The organism is Trinickia sp. (assembly GCF_051953955.1).
Lineage (GTDB): Bacteria > Pseudomonadota > Gammaproteobacteria > Burkholderiales > Burkholderiaceae > Trinickia.
Map to the genome: position 1 here is coordinate 22,317 of NZ_JBQCIF010000019.1, position 14,223 is coordinate 36,539.

14 protein-coding genes are annotated in these 14,223 nt (G+C 65.3%); 3 read left to right on the forward strand and 11 right to left on the reverse strand.

Translation table 11 applies throughout. The annotated features are described in order from the left end of the window. Positions 1-10: 10 nt before the first annotated feature. The 3 genes from ACTHNZ_RS03435 to ACTHNZ_RS03445 all read right to left on the reverse strand — a co-directional run bounded on the left by ACTHNZ_RS03435 (position 11) and on the right by ACTHNZ_RS03445 (position 1,991). The gene (locus ACTHNZ_RS03435) at positions 11-574 is read right to left on the reverse strand and encodes a YggT family protein (RefSeq protein WP_440541092.1); all 564 of its coding nucleotides are present in this window, start codon (positions 572-574) and stop codon (positions 11-13) included. 96 nt (positions 575-670) lie between these two features. Continuing rightward, positions 671-988 carry an EthD family reductase gene (locus ACTHNZ_RS03440; protein WP_440541093.1) on the reverse strand — a complete coding sequence of 106 codons (318 nt, stop codon included), beginning with the start codon at positions 986-988 and terminating at the stop codon, positions 671-673. Between the two features lie 82 nt (positions 989-1,070). Further along, positions 1,071-1,991: a Rossmann-like and DUF2520 domain-containing protein gene (locus tag ACTHNZ_RS03445; RefSeq protein WP_440541094.1), complete on the reverse strand. Its 921-nt coding sequence runs from the start codon at positions 1,989-1,991 to the stop codon at positions 1,071-1,073. A gap of 259 nt (positions 1,992-2,250) precedes the next feature. On the opposite strand from ACTHNZ_RS03445, the gene ACTHNZ_RS03450 reads away from it, so the two are divergent. Together ACTHNZ_RS03450 and ACTHNZ_RS03455 are read left to right on the forward strand one after the other, a co-directional pair. Beyond that, positions 2,251-2,412: a hypothetical protein gene (locus tag ACTHNZ_RS03450; protein WP_440541095.1), complete on the forward strand. Its 162-nt coding sequence runs from the start codon at positions 2,251-2,253 to the stop codon at positions 2,410-2,412. A 254-nt stretch (positions 2,413-2,666) separates the two neighbouring features. After that, positions 2,667-2,954, forward strand: a complete 288-nt coding sequence (locus tag ACTHNZ_RS03455) for a hypothetical protein (RefSeq protein WP_440541096.1) — start codon at positions 2,667-2,669, stop codon at positions 2,952-2,954. 142 nt (positions 2,955-3,096) lie between these two features. Here the strand turns inward: ACTHNZ_RS03455 and ACTHNZ_RS03460 are convergent, their stop codons facing one another. Both ACTHNZ_RS03460 and ACTHNZ_RS03465 read right to left on the reverse strand, forming a co-directional pair. Beyond that, positions 3,097-4,170, reverse strand: coding sequence for an asparaginase (locus tag ACTHNZ_RS03460; protein ID WP_440541097.1), 1,074 nt, complete (start codon positions 4,168-4,170; stop codon positions 3,097-3,099). 47 nt (positions 4,171-4,217) lie between these two features. Continuing rightward, a complete protein-coding gene (locus ACTHNZ_RS03465) occupies positions 4,218-5,792 on the reverse strand; it encodes a UbiD family decarboxylase (RefSeq protein ID WP_440541098.1) in 1,575 nt (524 codons plus the stop codon). Positions 5,793-6,386: 594 nt separating this feature from the next. Here ACTHNZ_RS03465 and ACTHNZ_RS03470 point away from each other — a divergent pair. Further along, on the forward strand, positions 6,387-7,541 hold the full coding sequence (locus ACTHNZ_RS03470; protein WP_440541099.1) for a transglycosylase SLT domain-containing protein: 1,155 nt from the start codon (positions 6,387-6,389) through the stop codon (positions 7,539-7,541). Between the two features lie 135 nt (positions 7,542-7,676). On the opposite strand, the gene ACTHNZ_RS03475 is transcribed toward ACTHNZ_RS03470, so the two are convergent. From ACTHNZ_RS03475 to ACTHNZ_RS03500, 6 genes are all read right to left on the reverse strand, one after another. Next, entirely contained in the window at positions 7,677-8,870 is a 1,194-nt protein-coding gene (locus tag ACTHNZ_RS03475; protein ID WP_440541100.1) for a pyridoxal phosphate-dependent aminotransferase, read from the reverse strand. Between the two features lie 73 nt (positions 8,871-8,943). Then, on the reverse strand, positions 8,944-9,381 hold the full coding sequence (gene nusB / locus ACTHNZ_RS03480) for a transcription antitermination factor NusB (RefSeq protein WP_440541101.1): 438 nt from the start codon (positions 9,379-9,381) through the stop codon (positions 8,944-8,946). Further along, positions 9,378-9,890 (reverse strand): 6,7-dimethyl-8-ribityllumazine synthase, encoded by a 513-nt coding sequence (gene ribH, locus ACTHNZ_RS03485; protein ID WP_440541102.1) that lies wholly within the window; start codon positions 9,888-9,890, stop codon positions 9,378-9,380. Before ribH ends, nusB begins: the two co-directional genes overlap by 4 nt. Before the next feature lie 48 nt (positions 9,891-9,938). Further along, positions 9,939-11,069, reverse strand: a complete 1,131-nt coding sequence (gene ribBA / locus ACTHNZ_RS03490; protein WP_440541103.1) for a bifunctional 3,4-dihydroxy-2-butanone-4-phosphate synthase/GTP cyclohydrolase II — start codon at positions 11,067-11,069, stop codon at positions 9,939-9,941. A 77-nt stretch (positions 11,070-11,146) separates the two neighbouring features. After that, positions 11,147-11,830 carry a Fe2+-dependent dioxygenase gene (locus tag ACTHNZ_RS03495; RefSeq protein WP_440541104.1) on the reverse strand — a complete coding sequence of 228 codons (684 nt, stop codon included), beginning with the start codon at positions 11,828-11,830 and terminating at the stop codon, positions 11,147-11,149. 81 nt (positions 11,831-11,911) lie between these two features. Then, a complete protein-coding gene (locus tag ACTHNZ_RS03500; RefSeq protein WP_440541105.1) occupies positions 11,912-14,143 on the reverse strand; it encodes a TonB-dependent receptor in 2,232 nt (743 codons plus the stop codon). Positions 14,144-14,223: the final 80 nt, after the last annotated feature.

The following is a 14,223-nucleotide window of genomic DNA, read 5'->3' on the forward strand; positions in this document are numbered from 1 at the left end:
GCAATGTCGGCTAGATGCCGAATAGCGTCAGCGATACCGCCATCCGCGTCACGACCATCAGCAACACTTGGACGATCACGAACAGCAGAATCGGCGACAAATCGATGCCGCCGAGATTGGGGATCACACGACGCAGCGGGTTCAGGAACGGTGCCGTCAACTGATAGAGGATCGGCATGGCCGGCGAGTGCGGATTGAGCCACGACAGCAACGCCATGAGGATCGTGAGCCAGATGACGAGGTTCAGCGCCCACTTGAGGACCGTGAGCAGCGCCACGAGCGCGAGGAGGGGGGCGATCTGCAACGGATCGACGCCGGCGATCGCCACCATGGCCACCACGAAGACGATCGCCGCCAGCAGCGCCGCGACGATGCTCGCGACATCGACACGCTGTGCCTTGGGCAGCGCGCGCCTGAGCGGCAGGACGAGCCAGTTCGTCGCCTGATAAATGGCGTTCGACACGGGGTTGTACGGCGGCAGGCGCACGACCTGCATCCAGGCGCGCAAAATCAGCGCGGCGCCGAACAACGTGAAAATGGTGTTGAGCAGAAAACGGGCAATATCCCCGAACATCTTCGATCCTTTCCTTCTTGGAGTTTCTTGCGCGGCACACGCCAAGCCCGGATGCCCAGCGTGGAACGCGTTTTTCGACCAGACGAGCGGCGAACGTCAAACGTTTACGAGCACTTCGCTGATCACGATTTGCGGCGCGCTGTCGGTGTAATTCGGGATGTCGGCGACGAGTTCGCCCGCCACCGGCGCGAATACTTTTTCGAACGCTTCCCGGGAATCGAACAAAAAATGGCCCGCCGCGACGAAGCTGGCCACTGTGTTCGGCTCTCCGCCGCTGATGCCTTTATCGACGGACCATCCCTTGAGCTCCGGCTCGAAATAGCGGGCGGCACGCTTCATATGCTTGCCGCAATAGTAGTCGAAGTCGAAGCGGACGTTCTCTCGATAGGGATAGAGGATGCTGACTTTGATCATTCTTGCGTTCTCGTCAGGTTGCTAGGGGGCGCTCAGCCGCGCCGGAGCGGCCCTGGAGCGCCGGTCGTCACCATAACACGGCTTACGTGGCGCTTGCACCTCGTGCGAGCGAGCGCTCGAGCACGGCTTCCACGGCCTCGGTCATCGCGTCGATCGAGGCCGGCGGCCGTGTTCTCGATCGTGCGAGCGACAGCGCACGTCGCGTCAGCAGTGCGTAGAGCGTCGCATGGTCGCCTCCGAGCGCTTCGAAGGCCGCGAGTTGACGCTCGAGGACGACCGCGTCGCCGCGCGAAACCGGGCCGGCCAGCGCGTCCGGCAAGCCTTTGGCCCGCGCGGCCTCGGCCGTTCCGGCCAGCATGGGTAGCAGCGCGCGCAATGTTTGATCGTCGTCGAACCCGAGCGTGCGCCACACGTCGGCGGCCTCGGCAAGCGCGGCGAGCGCGAAACTCGCCGCGTAGTGCGCCGCGCCGTGGTAAAGCAATCGCTGCGCGCCGGCCAGCGTCAGTATTTCACAGCCGAGCGAACGGGCGAGCGCCTCGAGCCGCTGCGCGAGATCGTCGCGCGCTTCGATCGTCACCGAGCAGCCTGAGATTCGCTCGAGATCGGCCTCGTCGCCGCTGAACAGATAAAGCGGATGGAATCCGCCGATCGATACGCCGTGCGCCCGCGCCGACGCGAGCACTTCGACGCTCGCAGCCCCACTGCAGTGCACGAGCGCGACCGAGCGGCCGTCGCGCATGTCGAACGTCAGATTGTTCGCGATCGTACCGATGCTGTCATCGGGAACCGCTAAAAAGACAAGGTCGGAGGAATCGACGACGGCTTGTGCATCGGCGACGGCCTGGCACAGCGGCAGGCTCCCGGCGAGCCTGCCAGCTGAATCGGGCGAGCGCGCGGTCACCGTGGCCACGGGATAGCCCGCGCGGGCGAAGCCCTTGGCCAGGCAGCGCGCCAAGCGGCCGGCACCGACGAAGCCGAGGCGGGGAAGGGCGGGAAGCGGCATGGTAAAAAGGGGCACCGCGCCGGCGGCGCGCTGCGGTCGCGAGCGATAAAGTCGCCAGTATCGCCCATCCGTCCTTCGCATGGATGCACCCGTTTCACATAGCGTTTCGCGCGACGTTCTGCAACGGGGGTTCGTGCCGATTTTCGTCGATATGTTTCCGGCGTCGTATTGAGATGCGCATTCGGCAGTCACAAGAAGGGGCCAGACCGATGCGCTTCGTTCTTCGTTCTTGCGTCGCAGCCATGCCTGGGAGGTCACGATGAACGTTTTTTCCTACCGCAAGCATTTGCGGTTTCTGAGTCGCACGCAGCGTCGTCTTTGGTGGGACCAGAAGAAGCGGTTGACGCCGCGTGTCAAGATCGGGGAGGCCTACGTGCCGCCCAGCATCACACGCGAGTTCACCTACGTGAAGGTCGGATGAGCAATTTGTAATTAAACATTACCGACGGCACCCGACCGTTCGGCCCCAAAGCGGTAAATTTTCACCTGTCGCGCCTCGCCACGGTTGGCGGGCGCCGACTCTCACGGCTCGTCAGCCGCGCCCCGATTGCATTTTGCAACAAATGCCACCCCCTCCGGCCGCGCTTTTTCTATACATTGAAATGCGTAGATTGCGGTCGTGCCGCCCGACACAGGGACAGGGCAACGCGACCGCGCATTCGCCAGAGGATAGAAATGAAAAAGCTCGTTTCGTTGATTGCCGTCGCAGCAGTGAGCGCGGGGTTCGCCGCGACGGCCCAAGCGCACGTGTCCGTGGGCATCGGCATCGGTGTCCCGGTCGCGCCTGCCTACCCGGTTTATGCACCGCCGCCGCCTGTCTACTACGAGCCGCCCCCTCCCGTGTACTATGCGCCGCCGCCGCCGGTGTACTACGCGCCCCCGCCGGTGGTCTATGGCGGTTACTGGCGCGGTGGCGGCTATTACCATCATTGGCACCACCATCCTTATTACCGCGGCTGGTAACGCGGCCGATCGCCGCCGGGCGCTTTCCGCCTGACGACGAAGCGTGCCATCCGTCTACGGCGCAACGCCGGCCTCGTGCCGGGTTGCGCCGTCGGCGTTTACGGAGGCGGGGCCTCGGCGCTCGGATCGACGAATGCGATCGTTATGTCGCCTGGCGTGTGAGCGGGAGCCTCACTTCAGTGCGCCCGACTTCGAGCCCGACCGTGTTCTTGATCGTCGGTGCGCGGAACGCATCGAGCTGGGCGCGTTGCGACGGCGTACCGATGCGGAGCTCGTGGAGCAGTTCGGTGACCACGGCCGTCAGCATCGCGCCGTTGCCGTCTTCCACCTTGACCGCCAATCCGATCGGCCCGTCGATGCCGTCGACCCCATGCGCCCCGGCGCGCACGCCGAGCCCATAGCTGCCTTCGGCACCCACTTTGCCGACGACGTTGCCGCCGAACGCGCTCATCAATACCGTGCAAAACCGCCCTTCGCCCGCGACATATTCGGGATGCGCCGTCATGGCACCGCAGATGCGCGCGAGCGCGGCATCGCGCGTGGACGCAGGCTCACCACGCGCAGCCTTGTCGGCTGCGTGCGCGAGCTTCATGAACAGCCGCGCGAGCCCGTCCAGGGCAAAGCTCGGCGTCGGCAGATTGCAGCCGTCGGTGCCCCAGGCGATATCGGCTTCGTTCAGGTCCACGAGCTCGGCCATCGTGCGCCTCACGCGCTGCTGCAGCGGATGCTCGGGGCGCTCGTAGTTCGTCGTCGTCTGCCCCATGGCCAGCGCGGCCGCGAGCATGCCCGCATGCTTGCCGGAGCAGTTGCTGCAGACCGGCGTGGGAACGAAATCGCGTTTGATCCACGCGCGCTCCACCGCCTCGGAGATCGGGGGGTGGCCGCCGCAGCGCATCTCTTCTTCGGTGACGTGCGCCTTCGCGAGCATGGCGCGCGCACGGGCGATGTGACGATCCTCGCTGCTGTGCGATGCGCACATCAAGGCGAGATCCGTCTCGTCGAAGCCGAAGCGCTCGAGCGCGCCCGTCTCCAAGACGGCGAGCGCTTGCGCTGGCTTGACGGCCGAGCGCGGGAGCGTGGCGCGATGCGGGTCGCCGAACGCCAAGAGCAGGCGGCCGGCGCCGTCGACGACGGCGACATGCGCATGATGCCGGTTTTCGACGGCCGGGCCGCGATAGGTCGTCACGGCGGCTTGGGAAGCGTGAGCAGCGGTCATGATGGCGATGTCCTCGGACGGTTACATGGCGCGGCCACGGCGCCGATTCAGCGCGCGAGCCCCAGACGTTCGTACAAAGCGTCGACGCGCGTCTTCACCGCGGCGTCCATCGCGATGGGGCGTCCCCATTCGCGATCGGTTTCACCGGGCCACTTGTTGGTCGCGTCGATGCCCATCTTCGAGCCGAGGCCCGCGATGGGGGAGGCGAAGTCGAGATAGTCGATCGGCGTGCGCTCGACGAGCACGGTGTCGCGCGCCGGGTCGACACGCGTCGTGATCGCCCAGATGACTTCCTTCCAATCGCGCACGTCGACGTCTTCGTCGACGACGACGATGAACTTCGTATACATGAATTGACGCAAGAAGCTCCAGACGCCGAACATCACGCGTTTCGAATGGCCTGCGTAGCTTTTCTTCATCTGCACGATGGCCATCCGATAGCTGCAGCCTTCGGGCGGCAGATAGAAATCGGTGATCTCGGGAAACTGCTTCTGCAGCAGAGGCACGAACACTTCGTTCAGCGCGACGCCGAGCATGGCGGGCTCATCGGGCGGTTTGCCCGTATACGTGGAGTGATAGATCGCGTCGCGTCGCATCGTGATGCGCTCGACCGTGAAGACCGGAAACCACTCCTGCTCGTTGTAGTAGCCCGTGTGATCGCCATAGGGGCCTTCGAGCGCATGCTCGTACCGCGCCGTCGCCCCTTTCGACGGACGCGGCGGCGCCCCGGCGGAGGCGCCGCTCGGCTCGCGCTCCTGCGGGTGGATGAAGCCTTCGAGGACGATTTCCGCGCGCGCCGGCACTTGCAGCGTTTCGAGGCCCGGCGTCAGGCATCGCGCGAGTTCGGTGCGCGCGCCGCGCAGCAGCCCGGCGAACTGGTATTCCGACAGTGTGTCCGGCACCGGCGTGACGGCGCCGAGCATCGTCGCAGGGTCCGCGCCGAGCACGACGGCGACCGGATACGGTTTGCCCGGGTTGGCCAACGCAAACTCACGGAAGTCGAGGGCGCCGCCGCGGTGCGCGAGCCAGCGCATGATCAGCTTGTTGCGGCCGATCAGCTGCTGCCGATAGATGCCGAGGTTTTGGCGCGGCTTGTTCGGCCCGCGCGTCACGGTGAGGCCCCAGGTGACGAGCGGGGCGGCATCGCCGGGCCAGCACGTTTGAATCGGCAGCCGCGCCAGATCGACGTCGTTGCCTTCCCAAACGATCTCCTGACACGGCGGCGCACCGACCGTCTTCGGCGCCATGTCCCAGACGGCCTTGGCGAGCGTCAGCAGCTTGCCGGCATCCTTGAGCCCCTTCGGCGGCTCCGGCTCCTTCAGGGCCGACAGCAGCCGCCCGACGTCGCGCAGCGAGCGCAGCGCGGCGCCTTCCTCGGCGGCCGCGGTCTCGTCGATACCCATGCCGAGCGCGATGCGGCGCGTGGTGCCGAACAGATTGCCGAGCACGGGCATGGCGTGGCCTGCCGGTGCATCGAACAGCAGCGCCGGCCCGCCGGCGCGCAGGACGCGGTCGCAAAGCTCGGTCATCTCGAGCACGGGCGAGACGCTTTCGGACACGCGCCGCAGTTCGCCGAGCGTTTCCAGCCGGCCGATGAAGTCCCGCAAGTCCTTGTATTTCATAAGTTTCGTTGGTTGACCAGCGGTGCCGCTTCGATGGTCGGCACCCAGCAGGCGACGATTTTACCTGCGGAAAGCAAGGACGCCTTCTTTCGCGGCGACATCGCAAAATAGTCAAAACGCAAGCCGGGCGTGGTTATCGGCGCCGCGGCGAGGTTCCTTAATTACATTTTGTTATGATTCTGAGATTTTATAGCATTGACGATCTATAAAAGCCTGCTAGAATCCGTCCCACATTGGCTGCAGGGCCAAGTAGTTTTGGTAGTTTCTTGCCCTCGATCCAGCTCGAGACGCGAAGTGTCGCGTCACCGTACGCCGCCCTGCACGGCGCTCTAACGGTCCAATAGTTGTCATTGCGCCGGCGCGTTGACGCCGGCTTTTGCGTGAGAGCCACCTGTGTGCGTGCCGTCGGCACGTCGCCGGTCCTTTTGCTCCGATGTGGCTCTCCACACGGTTCGCTACCGCCAAGCGCGGTAGGGTGCCGTATCCCGGCGTTCCCGAGGTCCGACCAAGGCCCGCGACGCCTTGGCCCGCTCGACAGGCGCTTCGCGCGCCGCCGCACCCGTCGAGACGTGCCATGCTCAATGGGAGAACTGAATGAATACTTGGTTATCGTGGCGTCCCCAGGGCAGTTTCGGTGCAGCGGCTCGATCCGTGCTGCGCCGCGGGACGCGTGTAAGTCACCATCTTTTCAGCATCGTCGGCGTCTGCGCCGTGCTGGCCGGTCTTGCATTGTGGATGTGGCCGGGCCTGCGCGGCACGTTGGCGGCGCGCATGATGCCGTTCATCGAAGCCGCGGTTCAGGCGGGCCCCGCGCGGCTCTTGAGCGGACATCCGCTGCCTGCGTTCGGCACGCCGTCGCCCAGCGCGAGCGGCATGGACGAAGGGCTCTCGCTCGACAACACGCGCTACGACGGCGCGTTCGACGGCAGCGGTGCCAGCGGCCTGTCGATGGCCGCCGCCCCTGCGGCCGCGGACACGCACCTCCCCGCGAGCATCACGCCGTCGAACTTGTACTTGCTCGCGAAAATGATCTCGTCGCAGCCGGTTTCCGCCGACGCGCGCGACGATCGCGTGCTCGTCTCGGCGCGCGAGCAGGCGCTCGTCACGTCGTATCTGTCCCGCCGCTATCACGTCGCGCAGGAACCCGTCGGCGACCTCGTCAAGGCCGCGTTCGACACGGGCCGCCAAATCGGCCTCGATCCGCTGCTGCTGCTCGCGGTGATGGCGATCGAGTCCGGCTTCAATCCCTATGCGGAAAGCGGCGTAGGGGCGCAGGGCCTGATGCAGGTCATGTCGAAGGTTCACTCGGACAAGTTTCAGTACGTCGGCGGGACCGGTGCGGCGCTCGAGCCGCTCGCGAACATCACCGTGGGCGCGGTCGTCCTGAAAGATTGCATCGCACGCGGCGGTTCGCTGGCCGACGGCTTGCGGTTGTACGTCGGTTCGACTTCGCCGGACGATGGGGGCTATGGCGCCAAGGTGCTCGCCGAACGCGCCCGGTTGCGCGACGTGGCGCGCGGCCGTCAGGTGCCGATCAACGCGCCGCAGGCGCCGCAAAAGCCGGTGCTCGCCGCAACGAAGCGCGTTCAGGTCGCACTCAACGGCAGCAATGGCAGCCATCCGGCTGCGGCGCCCGCGAAGACGAGCGGCGTCAACGCATCGTCGACGCCGGCATCGGACGGCGATAGCGCCAACGTCAACGCGAGCACGCCGCACCGTGACGGCGTGCAAGTGGAATTCGGCGCCTGATCTCGCACGACTCTCGCAAGACGTGCCTGCCGCGAAATAAATAAAAAAGCACCTCGGAGCTGTCTTTCGAAGTGGGATTTGCATCCCGCTCCGCGACAAGACGACTCGCGAGGTGCTTTTTTTATGTGCCGCGTTTCAATGCCCGAACAGCCGCGCCAGGCGTTCGACGGCTTCCTCGAGCGACGCGTAGGCCGTCGCATACGACAACCGAATGTAATCGCGCGGCGCGTGTTGCCCGAAGTCCAGCCCTGGGACGAGCACGACGCCGGCATCGTGAAGCATCGCTTTCGTGAGCGCGGCGCTGTCGCCGGCCGCCGGATGCGGCACGCCGCGGCAATCGGCATAGACGTAGAACGCGCCGTCGGGCGTGACGGGCACCTTGAAGCCGAGCCGCTCGAGAGCAGGCACGATGAAGTCGCGCCGGCGCTTGAATTCCAGGCGCCTTCCTTCGTAGATCTCGATCGTTTCCGGCTCGAAGCAGGCAAGCGCCGCATGCTGGGCCAGCGCCGACGCGCAGATGAACAGATTCTGCGCGAGCTTTTCGAACGCTTCGATCATCGACGGCGGCACGACGAGCCAGCCGAGCCGCCAGCCCGTCATGTTGAAGTACTTCGAGAAACTGTTGACCGTGACCACGTCGTCGCCGAACGATAGCGCCGACACGGGGCGCGCGTCGTAGGACAGCCCTTGATAGATTTCGTCGACGATCGTGAAGCCGCCGCGCTCGCGCACCGCTTTGACGATGCGCTCGAGCTCCGAAGGCTCGATCGACGTGCCTGTCGGATTCGACGGCGAGGCGAGCAGCACACCGCGCGTTTTGGCTCCCCAGAGACGTTCGATGTCGGCGGCCGTCAGTTGATACCGCACCTCGGGGCCGCTCGGCACGAGCACGGGCCTGCCTTCCGTCGCGGCGACGAAGTGACGGTTGCACGGATAGGACGGATCGGGCATCAGCACTTCGTCGTCGCGGTCCACCAGCGCCGCGCAAGCCAGCAGCAGCGCGGCCGACGCACCGGCCGTGATGACGATGCGCGCGGGATCCACGACGAGCCCGTAGGTGCGCTGATAGTGAGCGGCGATGGCTTCGCGCAGCGGCGCGATGCCGAGTGCGCCAGTGTATTGCGTCACGCCGCGCCGAAGCGCCTGCGCGGCCGCTTCGACGACCGGCTCGGGCGCCGTGAAATCGGGCTCGCCGATTCCCATGTGGATGATATGGCGCCCCGCCAACTCGAGCTGGCGAGCTTCCTTGGCCAGCTCCATGACGTAGAACGGAGCGATCGCGTCGACACGCGAGGCGAGCTTGGTGCGCGGTTCTGCGGCGATGTTCATCTTGTTGGTTCCGGATTCATCGGCGCGCGCCGCGGGTAGCGGGGCGCGCCGATGAGGACTTGCCGGCGAGGGCTCAGCGGTTGGCGCGCCCTGCCTGTGATTCCGTGGTACGCAACTTCAAGGCGAGCTTGTCGAGCACGCCGTTGACATACTTGTAGCCGTCCGAACCGCCGAACGTCTTTGCGAGTTCGACGGCTTCGTTGATGACGACGCGATACGGAATGTCGACGTGATGCTTGAACTCGAACGCCGCCACGAGCAGCACGGCCCGTTCCACGGGCGAGAGCTGTTCGATCGGGCGATCGAGGCACGGCGCGAGATCGGCCGAGAGCACGGCGCTCTCGCGGATCACGCCGTGCAGCAAGGCATCGAGGTGTTCCTGATCGGCCTTGTCGAAGCCTTGCGCACCGCGCAGCTGGGCGTCGATTTCACCGGCGGGCGCACCCGACAGCAGCCACTGATACAGCCCCTGCGTGGCCAATTCGCGGGAGCGTCTGCGGGCGCTCTTCATGCCTCGTCCTCTTCTTCTTCGTCCTCGTCTTCGTCTTCATCGCCGCCGAGCTGTTCGAGCGCAACCGAGAGGTTCGCCATCTCGATGGCCACGCGCGCGGCATCGCGACCCTTCTCGGTCATGCGCGCGACGGCCTGATCGTCGGTGTCCGTCGTCAGCACGGCGTTGGCGACGGGGATGCCGAAGTCGAGCGCGATGCGCGTGACGCCCGCGCCGCTTTCGTTGGAGACGAGCTCGAAGTGATAGGTCTCGCCCCGGATGACGGCGCCGAGCGCGATCAGCGCATCGAACTGGCCGCTCTCGGCGAGCTTTTGCAGCGCGAGCGGGATTTCGAGCGCGCCGGGAACGGTGACGAGCAGCACGTCTTCACCCGCAACGCCGAGACGCTCGAGCTCTTCGATGCAGGCGTCGGCGAGGCCGTTGCAGACGGGTTCGTTGAAGCGCGATTGCACGATGCCGACGCGCAGGCCGTCGCCGTCGAGATTCGGTTGGTATTGTCCGATTTCCATAACAGATCCGTAGAAAGGGGGTGGCGTGCGCCGCCGCACTGCCCGCGATTATGCGCCAGGCCGCACCGGGGCGCCCGGCATCGGCACGAAGCCCGTCACTTCGAGGCCGTAGCCCGACATGCTGCCGAGCCGGCGCGGATTCGACAACACCTGCATCTTGCCGACGTTCAGATCGCGCAGGATCTGAGCGCCGACGCCATAGGTCTTGAAGTCGACCGGCCTGCGCTTGAGTTGCGCGGCTTTTTCTTCTTCGTCGAATGCTTTGAAGACGTCGACCAGATGATCCTTCGTGTCGCCGCAGTTGAGCATGACGACGACGCCGAGATCGCGCTCGGCGACTTCCTTCATGGCGGCGTCGAGCGTCCAGGAATGCGTGGACGTGCCGACCTCGAGCAGATCGAGCACCGACAGCGGCTCGTGCACGCGCACGGGCGTGTCCTGCTCGGGCGTGGGGGTGCCGCGCACGAGGGCGAGGTGCGGCGAGCCGCTCGGCTGATCCTGGTAGAGGATCGCGCGGAACGGGCCGTGAGCCGTGTGCATCGTGCGCTCGGCCACGCGCGTGACGATCGATTCGGTGCGGCTGCGGTAGTGGATCAAATCGGCGATCGAGCCCAGCTTGATGCCGTGTTGGGCCGCGAATTCCATCAGATCGGGCAGGCGCGCCATCGTGCCGTCGTCCTTGATGATTTCGCAGATGACGGCGGCCGGCGAGAGCCCGGCGAGCGCCGTCAGATCGCAGCCCGCCTCCGTATGGCCTGCCCGCACGAGCACGCCGCCGGGCTGCGCCATGATCGGGAATACGTGGCCGGGCTGGACGATGTGCTCGGCTCGGGCGTCGCGCGCGACGGCGGCGGCGATCGTGCGGGCGCGGTCGGCTGCCGAAATGCCCGTCGTCACGCCCTCGGCGGCTTCGATGCTGACCGTGAAGGCCGTGCCGTATTGCGTGCCGTTGCGGTACGTCATGAGCGGCAGGTTCAGCTGCTTGCAGCGCTCCTGCGTGAGCGTCAGACAAATCAGGCCGCGGCCGTAGCGCGCCATGAAATTGATCGCTTCCGGCGTGACGAAATCGGCTGCGAGCACCAGGTCGCCTTCGTTTTCGCGATCTTCTTCGTCGACGAGAATCACCATTCGGCCGGCTTTGAGCTCGGCGATGATCTCGGGAGTGGAGGCGAGAGACATGTCGTTGGGTAGGGTCGGGAAAGCGCGTATTTTACGCCACGGCGGCCGGTCCGGCTTTCGCACCGTTTCCGATGGGGTCATGGTTCGCTCCAGAGGCGCAAGAGGTTGTGGTAGCAGCCGACCAGATCGCGCCGGGCCAGCGTGTCGGCCTCGGTTGCGTTCAGGCGCTGGATCGCGTTGTCCATGTCGAACAGCAGGGCGCGCTGTGCGTCGCTGCGCACGAGGCTTTGCACCCAGAGAAAGCTGGCCACGCGCACGCCGCGCGTGACGGGCGTGACGCGGTGAACGCTGCTGGCGGGGTAGAGCACCATGTCGCCGGCCGGCAGCTTCACCGCGTGCGTGCCGTACGTGTCCTCGATCACGAGTTCGCCGCCGTCGTACTCGTCGGGAGAGGACAGGAACAACGTGGCGGAAACGTCCGTGCGCAGCTTGATGCCGTTCGGCAGCACGCGCACGGCGCCGTCGACATGATTGCCGAATGCCATGCCGCCTTCGTAGCGGTTGAAGAGCGGCGGATAGACCTGGTTCGGCAATGCGGCGCTGATGAATCGCGGGTGGCGTTCGAGTGCGGCGAGCACGATGTCGCCGAGCTCGCGCGCGATCGGCGTGTGCTCCGCGATCTGCTCGTTGCGCTTGACGGGCGCGCCCGAGTAGCCGGCCGTCGCGCGGCCGTCGACCCAGGCGTCGCCCGCGGCGTCGAGCCGGCTTCTCACGATTCCTATCTGTTCGGCGTTCAGCACGCCGGGGATCTGTAGCAGCATGACGATCTTTCCTTGACGGGGAAGGGGGCCACCGGGTGCTGCTCGGCGGAGCATGTTCGGGCCGCCCGGCGGGAGGTTCGCTCAGAGCCGATACTCGAACGTCGCGAGCAGCGTGCGGCCGATGCCGGGCACCGCGCGGCCGCCGTCGGATTGGATCAAGGCGTCGTAGTAGAACTTGTTGGTCAAATTGAGCAGGTTCAGGCGAACGTCCCACTTCTTCGCGTGATAGGCGGCCATCGCGTCCCAGCGCGTGTATCCGCCCACTTGCACGTAGTTCGTGTTGGCCGCATAGCGCGCGGACATATAGGTCGGGCCGCCGCCGATCTCCCAATGCGGCGAGAGGTTGTACGTGCTCCACAGCGTCAGCGTGTTGCGCGGGGTGTTGGCTGGCGTATGGCCTTGCGTGCCGTCCAGCGCGCGCAGGACCATCGCATCCATATAGGTGTAGCCGCCGAACACCTGCCAGTTCGGCAGGATATGGCCGGTCACGCCAGCCTGGAAGCCGCGCACGCGGATGTCGCCGTTAAGTGTGTATTCGCCCGACGACGATTGCGTGCGCGCGTTGTCCATCTCTTCCTGGAATAGCGCGGAGGTGACCGAGAGCGTGCCGCCGAGCAAGTCCCACTTGCCGCCGACTTCATACGACTGGGTGTGCTCCGGCGCGAGATTCTGCGTCAAGTTGGTGACGGTCAGGGCTTCGAGCGAGGGGTCGAACGACGTTCCGTACGAGAAGTAGTACGACTGCCAATCGGTTGGTTGGTAAATCACGCCGGCCCGCACGCTCGTGAAGTAGTTCGTTTGAGCCGCATAGCCCGGTGCGTTGACGGTGTTGCTGATGTGAGCTTGGAAGCGATCCCAGCGCAGGCCGCCGATGACTTTCCAATGCTGGCCGATCGAGACCGTATCGTTCAGGTACACGGCGAGCGACGTCGCGCCGGACGAGGCATAGTTGCCGACCGACTGCGTGACGTTCGCGGGTGTGCTCTCATAAACGGGATCGATCAGCGATACGACCGGCATGTTGTTGCGCGTGTATTGCTGATTGCCGTAACGCTCGTAGCCGAACTCGGCGCCCGCGATCAAGTCGTGGCCGATCGGGCCCGTGGCGAATCGATAGCGGACCATCGAGTCGTTGCTGATCGAGCGATTCTGGATCACGCGGTCGTGGCTCTGCAACTGCACGTAGAGGTCTTGCAGCGGGAGCGAGGTGAAGTTGCCGTTCGAGAGTGCGGTGCTCGAAGCCGATGGGCCCGTGAGCACGGCACGGGCGGCGCTCTCGCGCGCATCGGTCATCGAGTGAGAAATTTGCGTCTGGTTCGATATCGACAGCGAATCGGAAATCTTGTGATCGATGCGCGCTCTGAGCGACTGCACGTCCTGGATCGTGCGATCGTCGGTCAGCCCGTAATAGGTGTGCATCGAAGGCGCGAATGCATGGCCGTTGATCGACTGCACGCCGTAGTCCGGCATGTCGTAGTTGTGCTGAACGAGGGCGGAGATCGTGACTTCCGTTGGCGTGCCGATGCCGAAGCGGACGGACGGCGCAACACCGTAGTCCTTGTTCTTCATCTCATCGCGCGTCGAGCCGATCGACTGGCCGAATGCATCGACGCGGAACGCAGCCGTGTCCGTCAGCGGATGGTTCAGATCGACCGAGGTTCGATAGCGGTCGCTGGTGCCGATCGTCGTCGAGATTTCGCCCGATGCCTTGAGCGTCGGCTGCTTGCTGACCTGATTGATGACGCCGCCGGTCGAGCCGCGTCCGAACAGCATCGACGAGGGGCCGTACAGCACGTCGACCGACTCGAGATCGAACGTGTCGCGATAGTACTGGTTGCGATCGCGGAAGCCGTCGAGGTAGATGTCGTTTTGCGCCGTGAAGCCGCGCAGATTGATGTTGTTGCCGATCTGGCCGCCTTCGGCACCGCCGATCGTGATGCCCGGCGCATTGCGCAAGCTGTCTTGGAACGACGTGGCGCCTTGCGATTGCATGAGGGCTTGGTTGATCACCGTGACCGATTGCGCGATGTCGCGCTGGGCTGTCGGCACCTTGCCGCCGACCGAGGATTTATCGGTGAGGAAGTCGCGATGCGATTTGCTGCCGCTGATTGCGATGGTAGGCAACGCCTCGCTCGACGATGAAGCTGCTTGCTGCGGCTCCGAGGCTGCCGCATCTTTCTGCGGCGAATTGCCGGGAGCGGTAGGTGCAAAAGCCACTTGCGCGTGGGCCGCGAGAGGAATTGCCGTGTGTAACGCGAGCGCCAATTGGAACGCCCCCGGAAGCGCCCGCGCGAGCGGTGTCTTCGTCAGCATGTAAGAAAACCCCTGTGTCGATATGGGCTCGGCCGCTTGCCGGCGGGAGCCGTTTTTTTGACGACGCGCGCGACGCGCAA

Bases quoted from the DNA above. Each gene is read 5' to 3' on its own strand.
- ACTHNZ_RS03495 (WP_440541104.1), bottom strand. From the start codon at position 11,830: ATGCTGCTACAGATCCCCGGCGTGCTGAACGCCGAACAGATAGGAATC.
- ACTHNZ_RS03450 (WP_440541095.1), top strand. From the start codon at position 2,251: ATGAACGTTTTTTCCTACCGCAAGCATTTGCGGTTTCTGAGTCGCACG.
- ACTHNZ_RS03455 (WP_440541096.1), top strand. From the start codon at position 2,667: ATGAAAAAGCTCGTTTCGTTGATTGCCGTCGCAGCAGTGAGCGCGGGG.
- nusB (WP_440541101.1), bottom strand. From the start codon at position 9,381: ATGAAGAGCGCCCGCAGACGCTCCCGCGAATTGGCCACGCAGGGGCTG.
- ACTHNZ_RS03460 (WP_440541097.1), bottom strand. From the start codon at position 4,170: ATGACCGCTGCTCACGCTTCCCAAGCCGCCGTGACGACCTATCGCGGC.
- ACTHNZ_RS03435 (WP_440541092.1), bottom strand. From the start codon at position 574: ATGTTCGGGGATATTGCCCGTTTTCTGCTCAACACCATTTTCACGTTG.
- ACTHNZ_RS03470 (WP_440541099.1), top strand. From the start codon at position 6,387: ATGAATACTTGGTTATCGTGGCGTCCCCAGGGCAGTTTCGGTGCAGCG.
- ACTHNZ_RS03475 (WP_440541100.1), bottom strand. From the start codon at position 8,870: ATGAACATCGCCGCAGAACCGCGCACCAAGCTCGCCTCGCGTGTCGAC.
- ACTHNZ_RS03500 (WP_440541105.1), bottom strand. From the start codon at position 14,143: ATGCTGACGAAGACACCGCTCGCGCGGGCGCTTCCGGGGGCGTTCCAA.
- ribH (WP_440541102.1), bottom strand. From the start codon at position 9,890: ATGGAAATCGGACAATACCAACCGAATCTCGACGGCGACGGCCTGCGC.
- ribBA (WP_440541103.1), bottom strand. From the start codon at position 11,069: ATGTCTCTCGCCTCCACTCCCGAGATCATCGCCGAGCTCAAAGCCGGC.
- ACTHNZ_RS03440 (WP_440541093.1), bottom strand. From the start codon at position 988: ATGATCAAAGTCAGCATCCTCTATCCCTATCGAGAGAACGTCCGCTTC.
- ACTHNZ_RS03465 (WP_440541098.1), bottom strand. From the start codon at position 5,792: ATGAAATACAAGGACTTGCGGGACTTCATCGGCCGGCTGGAAACGCTC.
- ACTHNZ_RS03445 (WP_440541094.1), bottom strand. From the start codon at position 1,991: ATGCCGCTTCCCGCCCTTCCCCGCCTCGGCTTCGTCGGTGCCGGCCGC.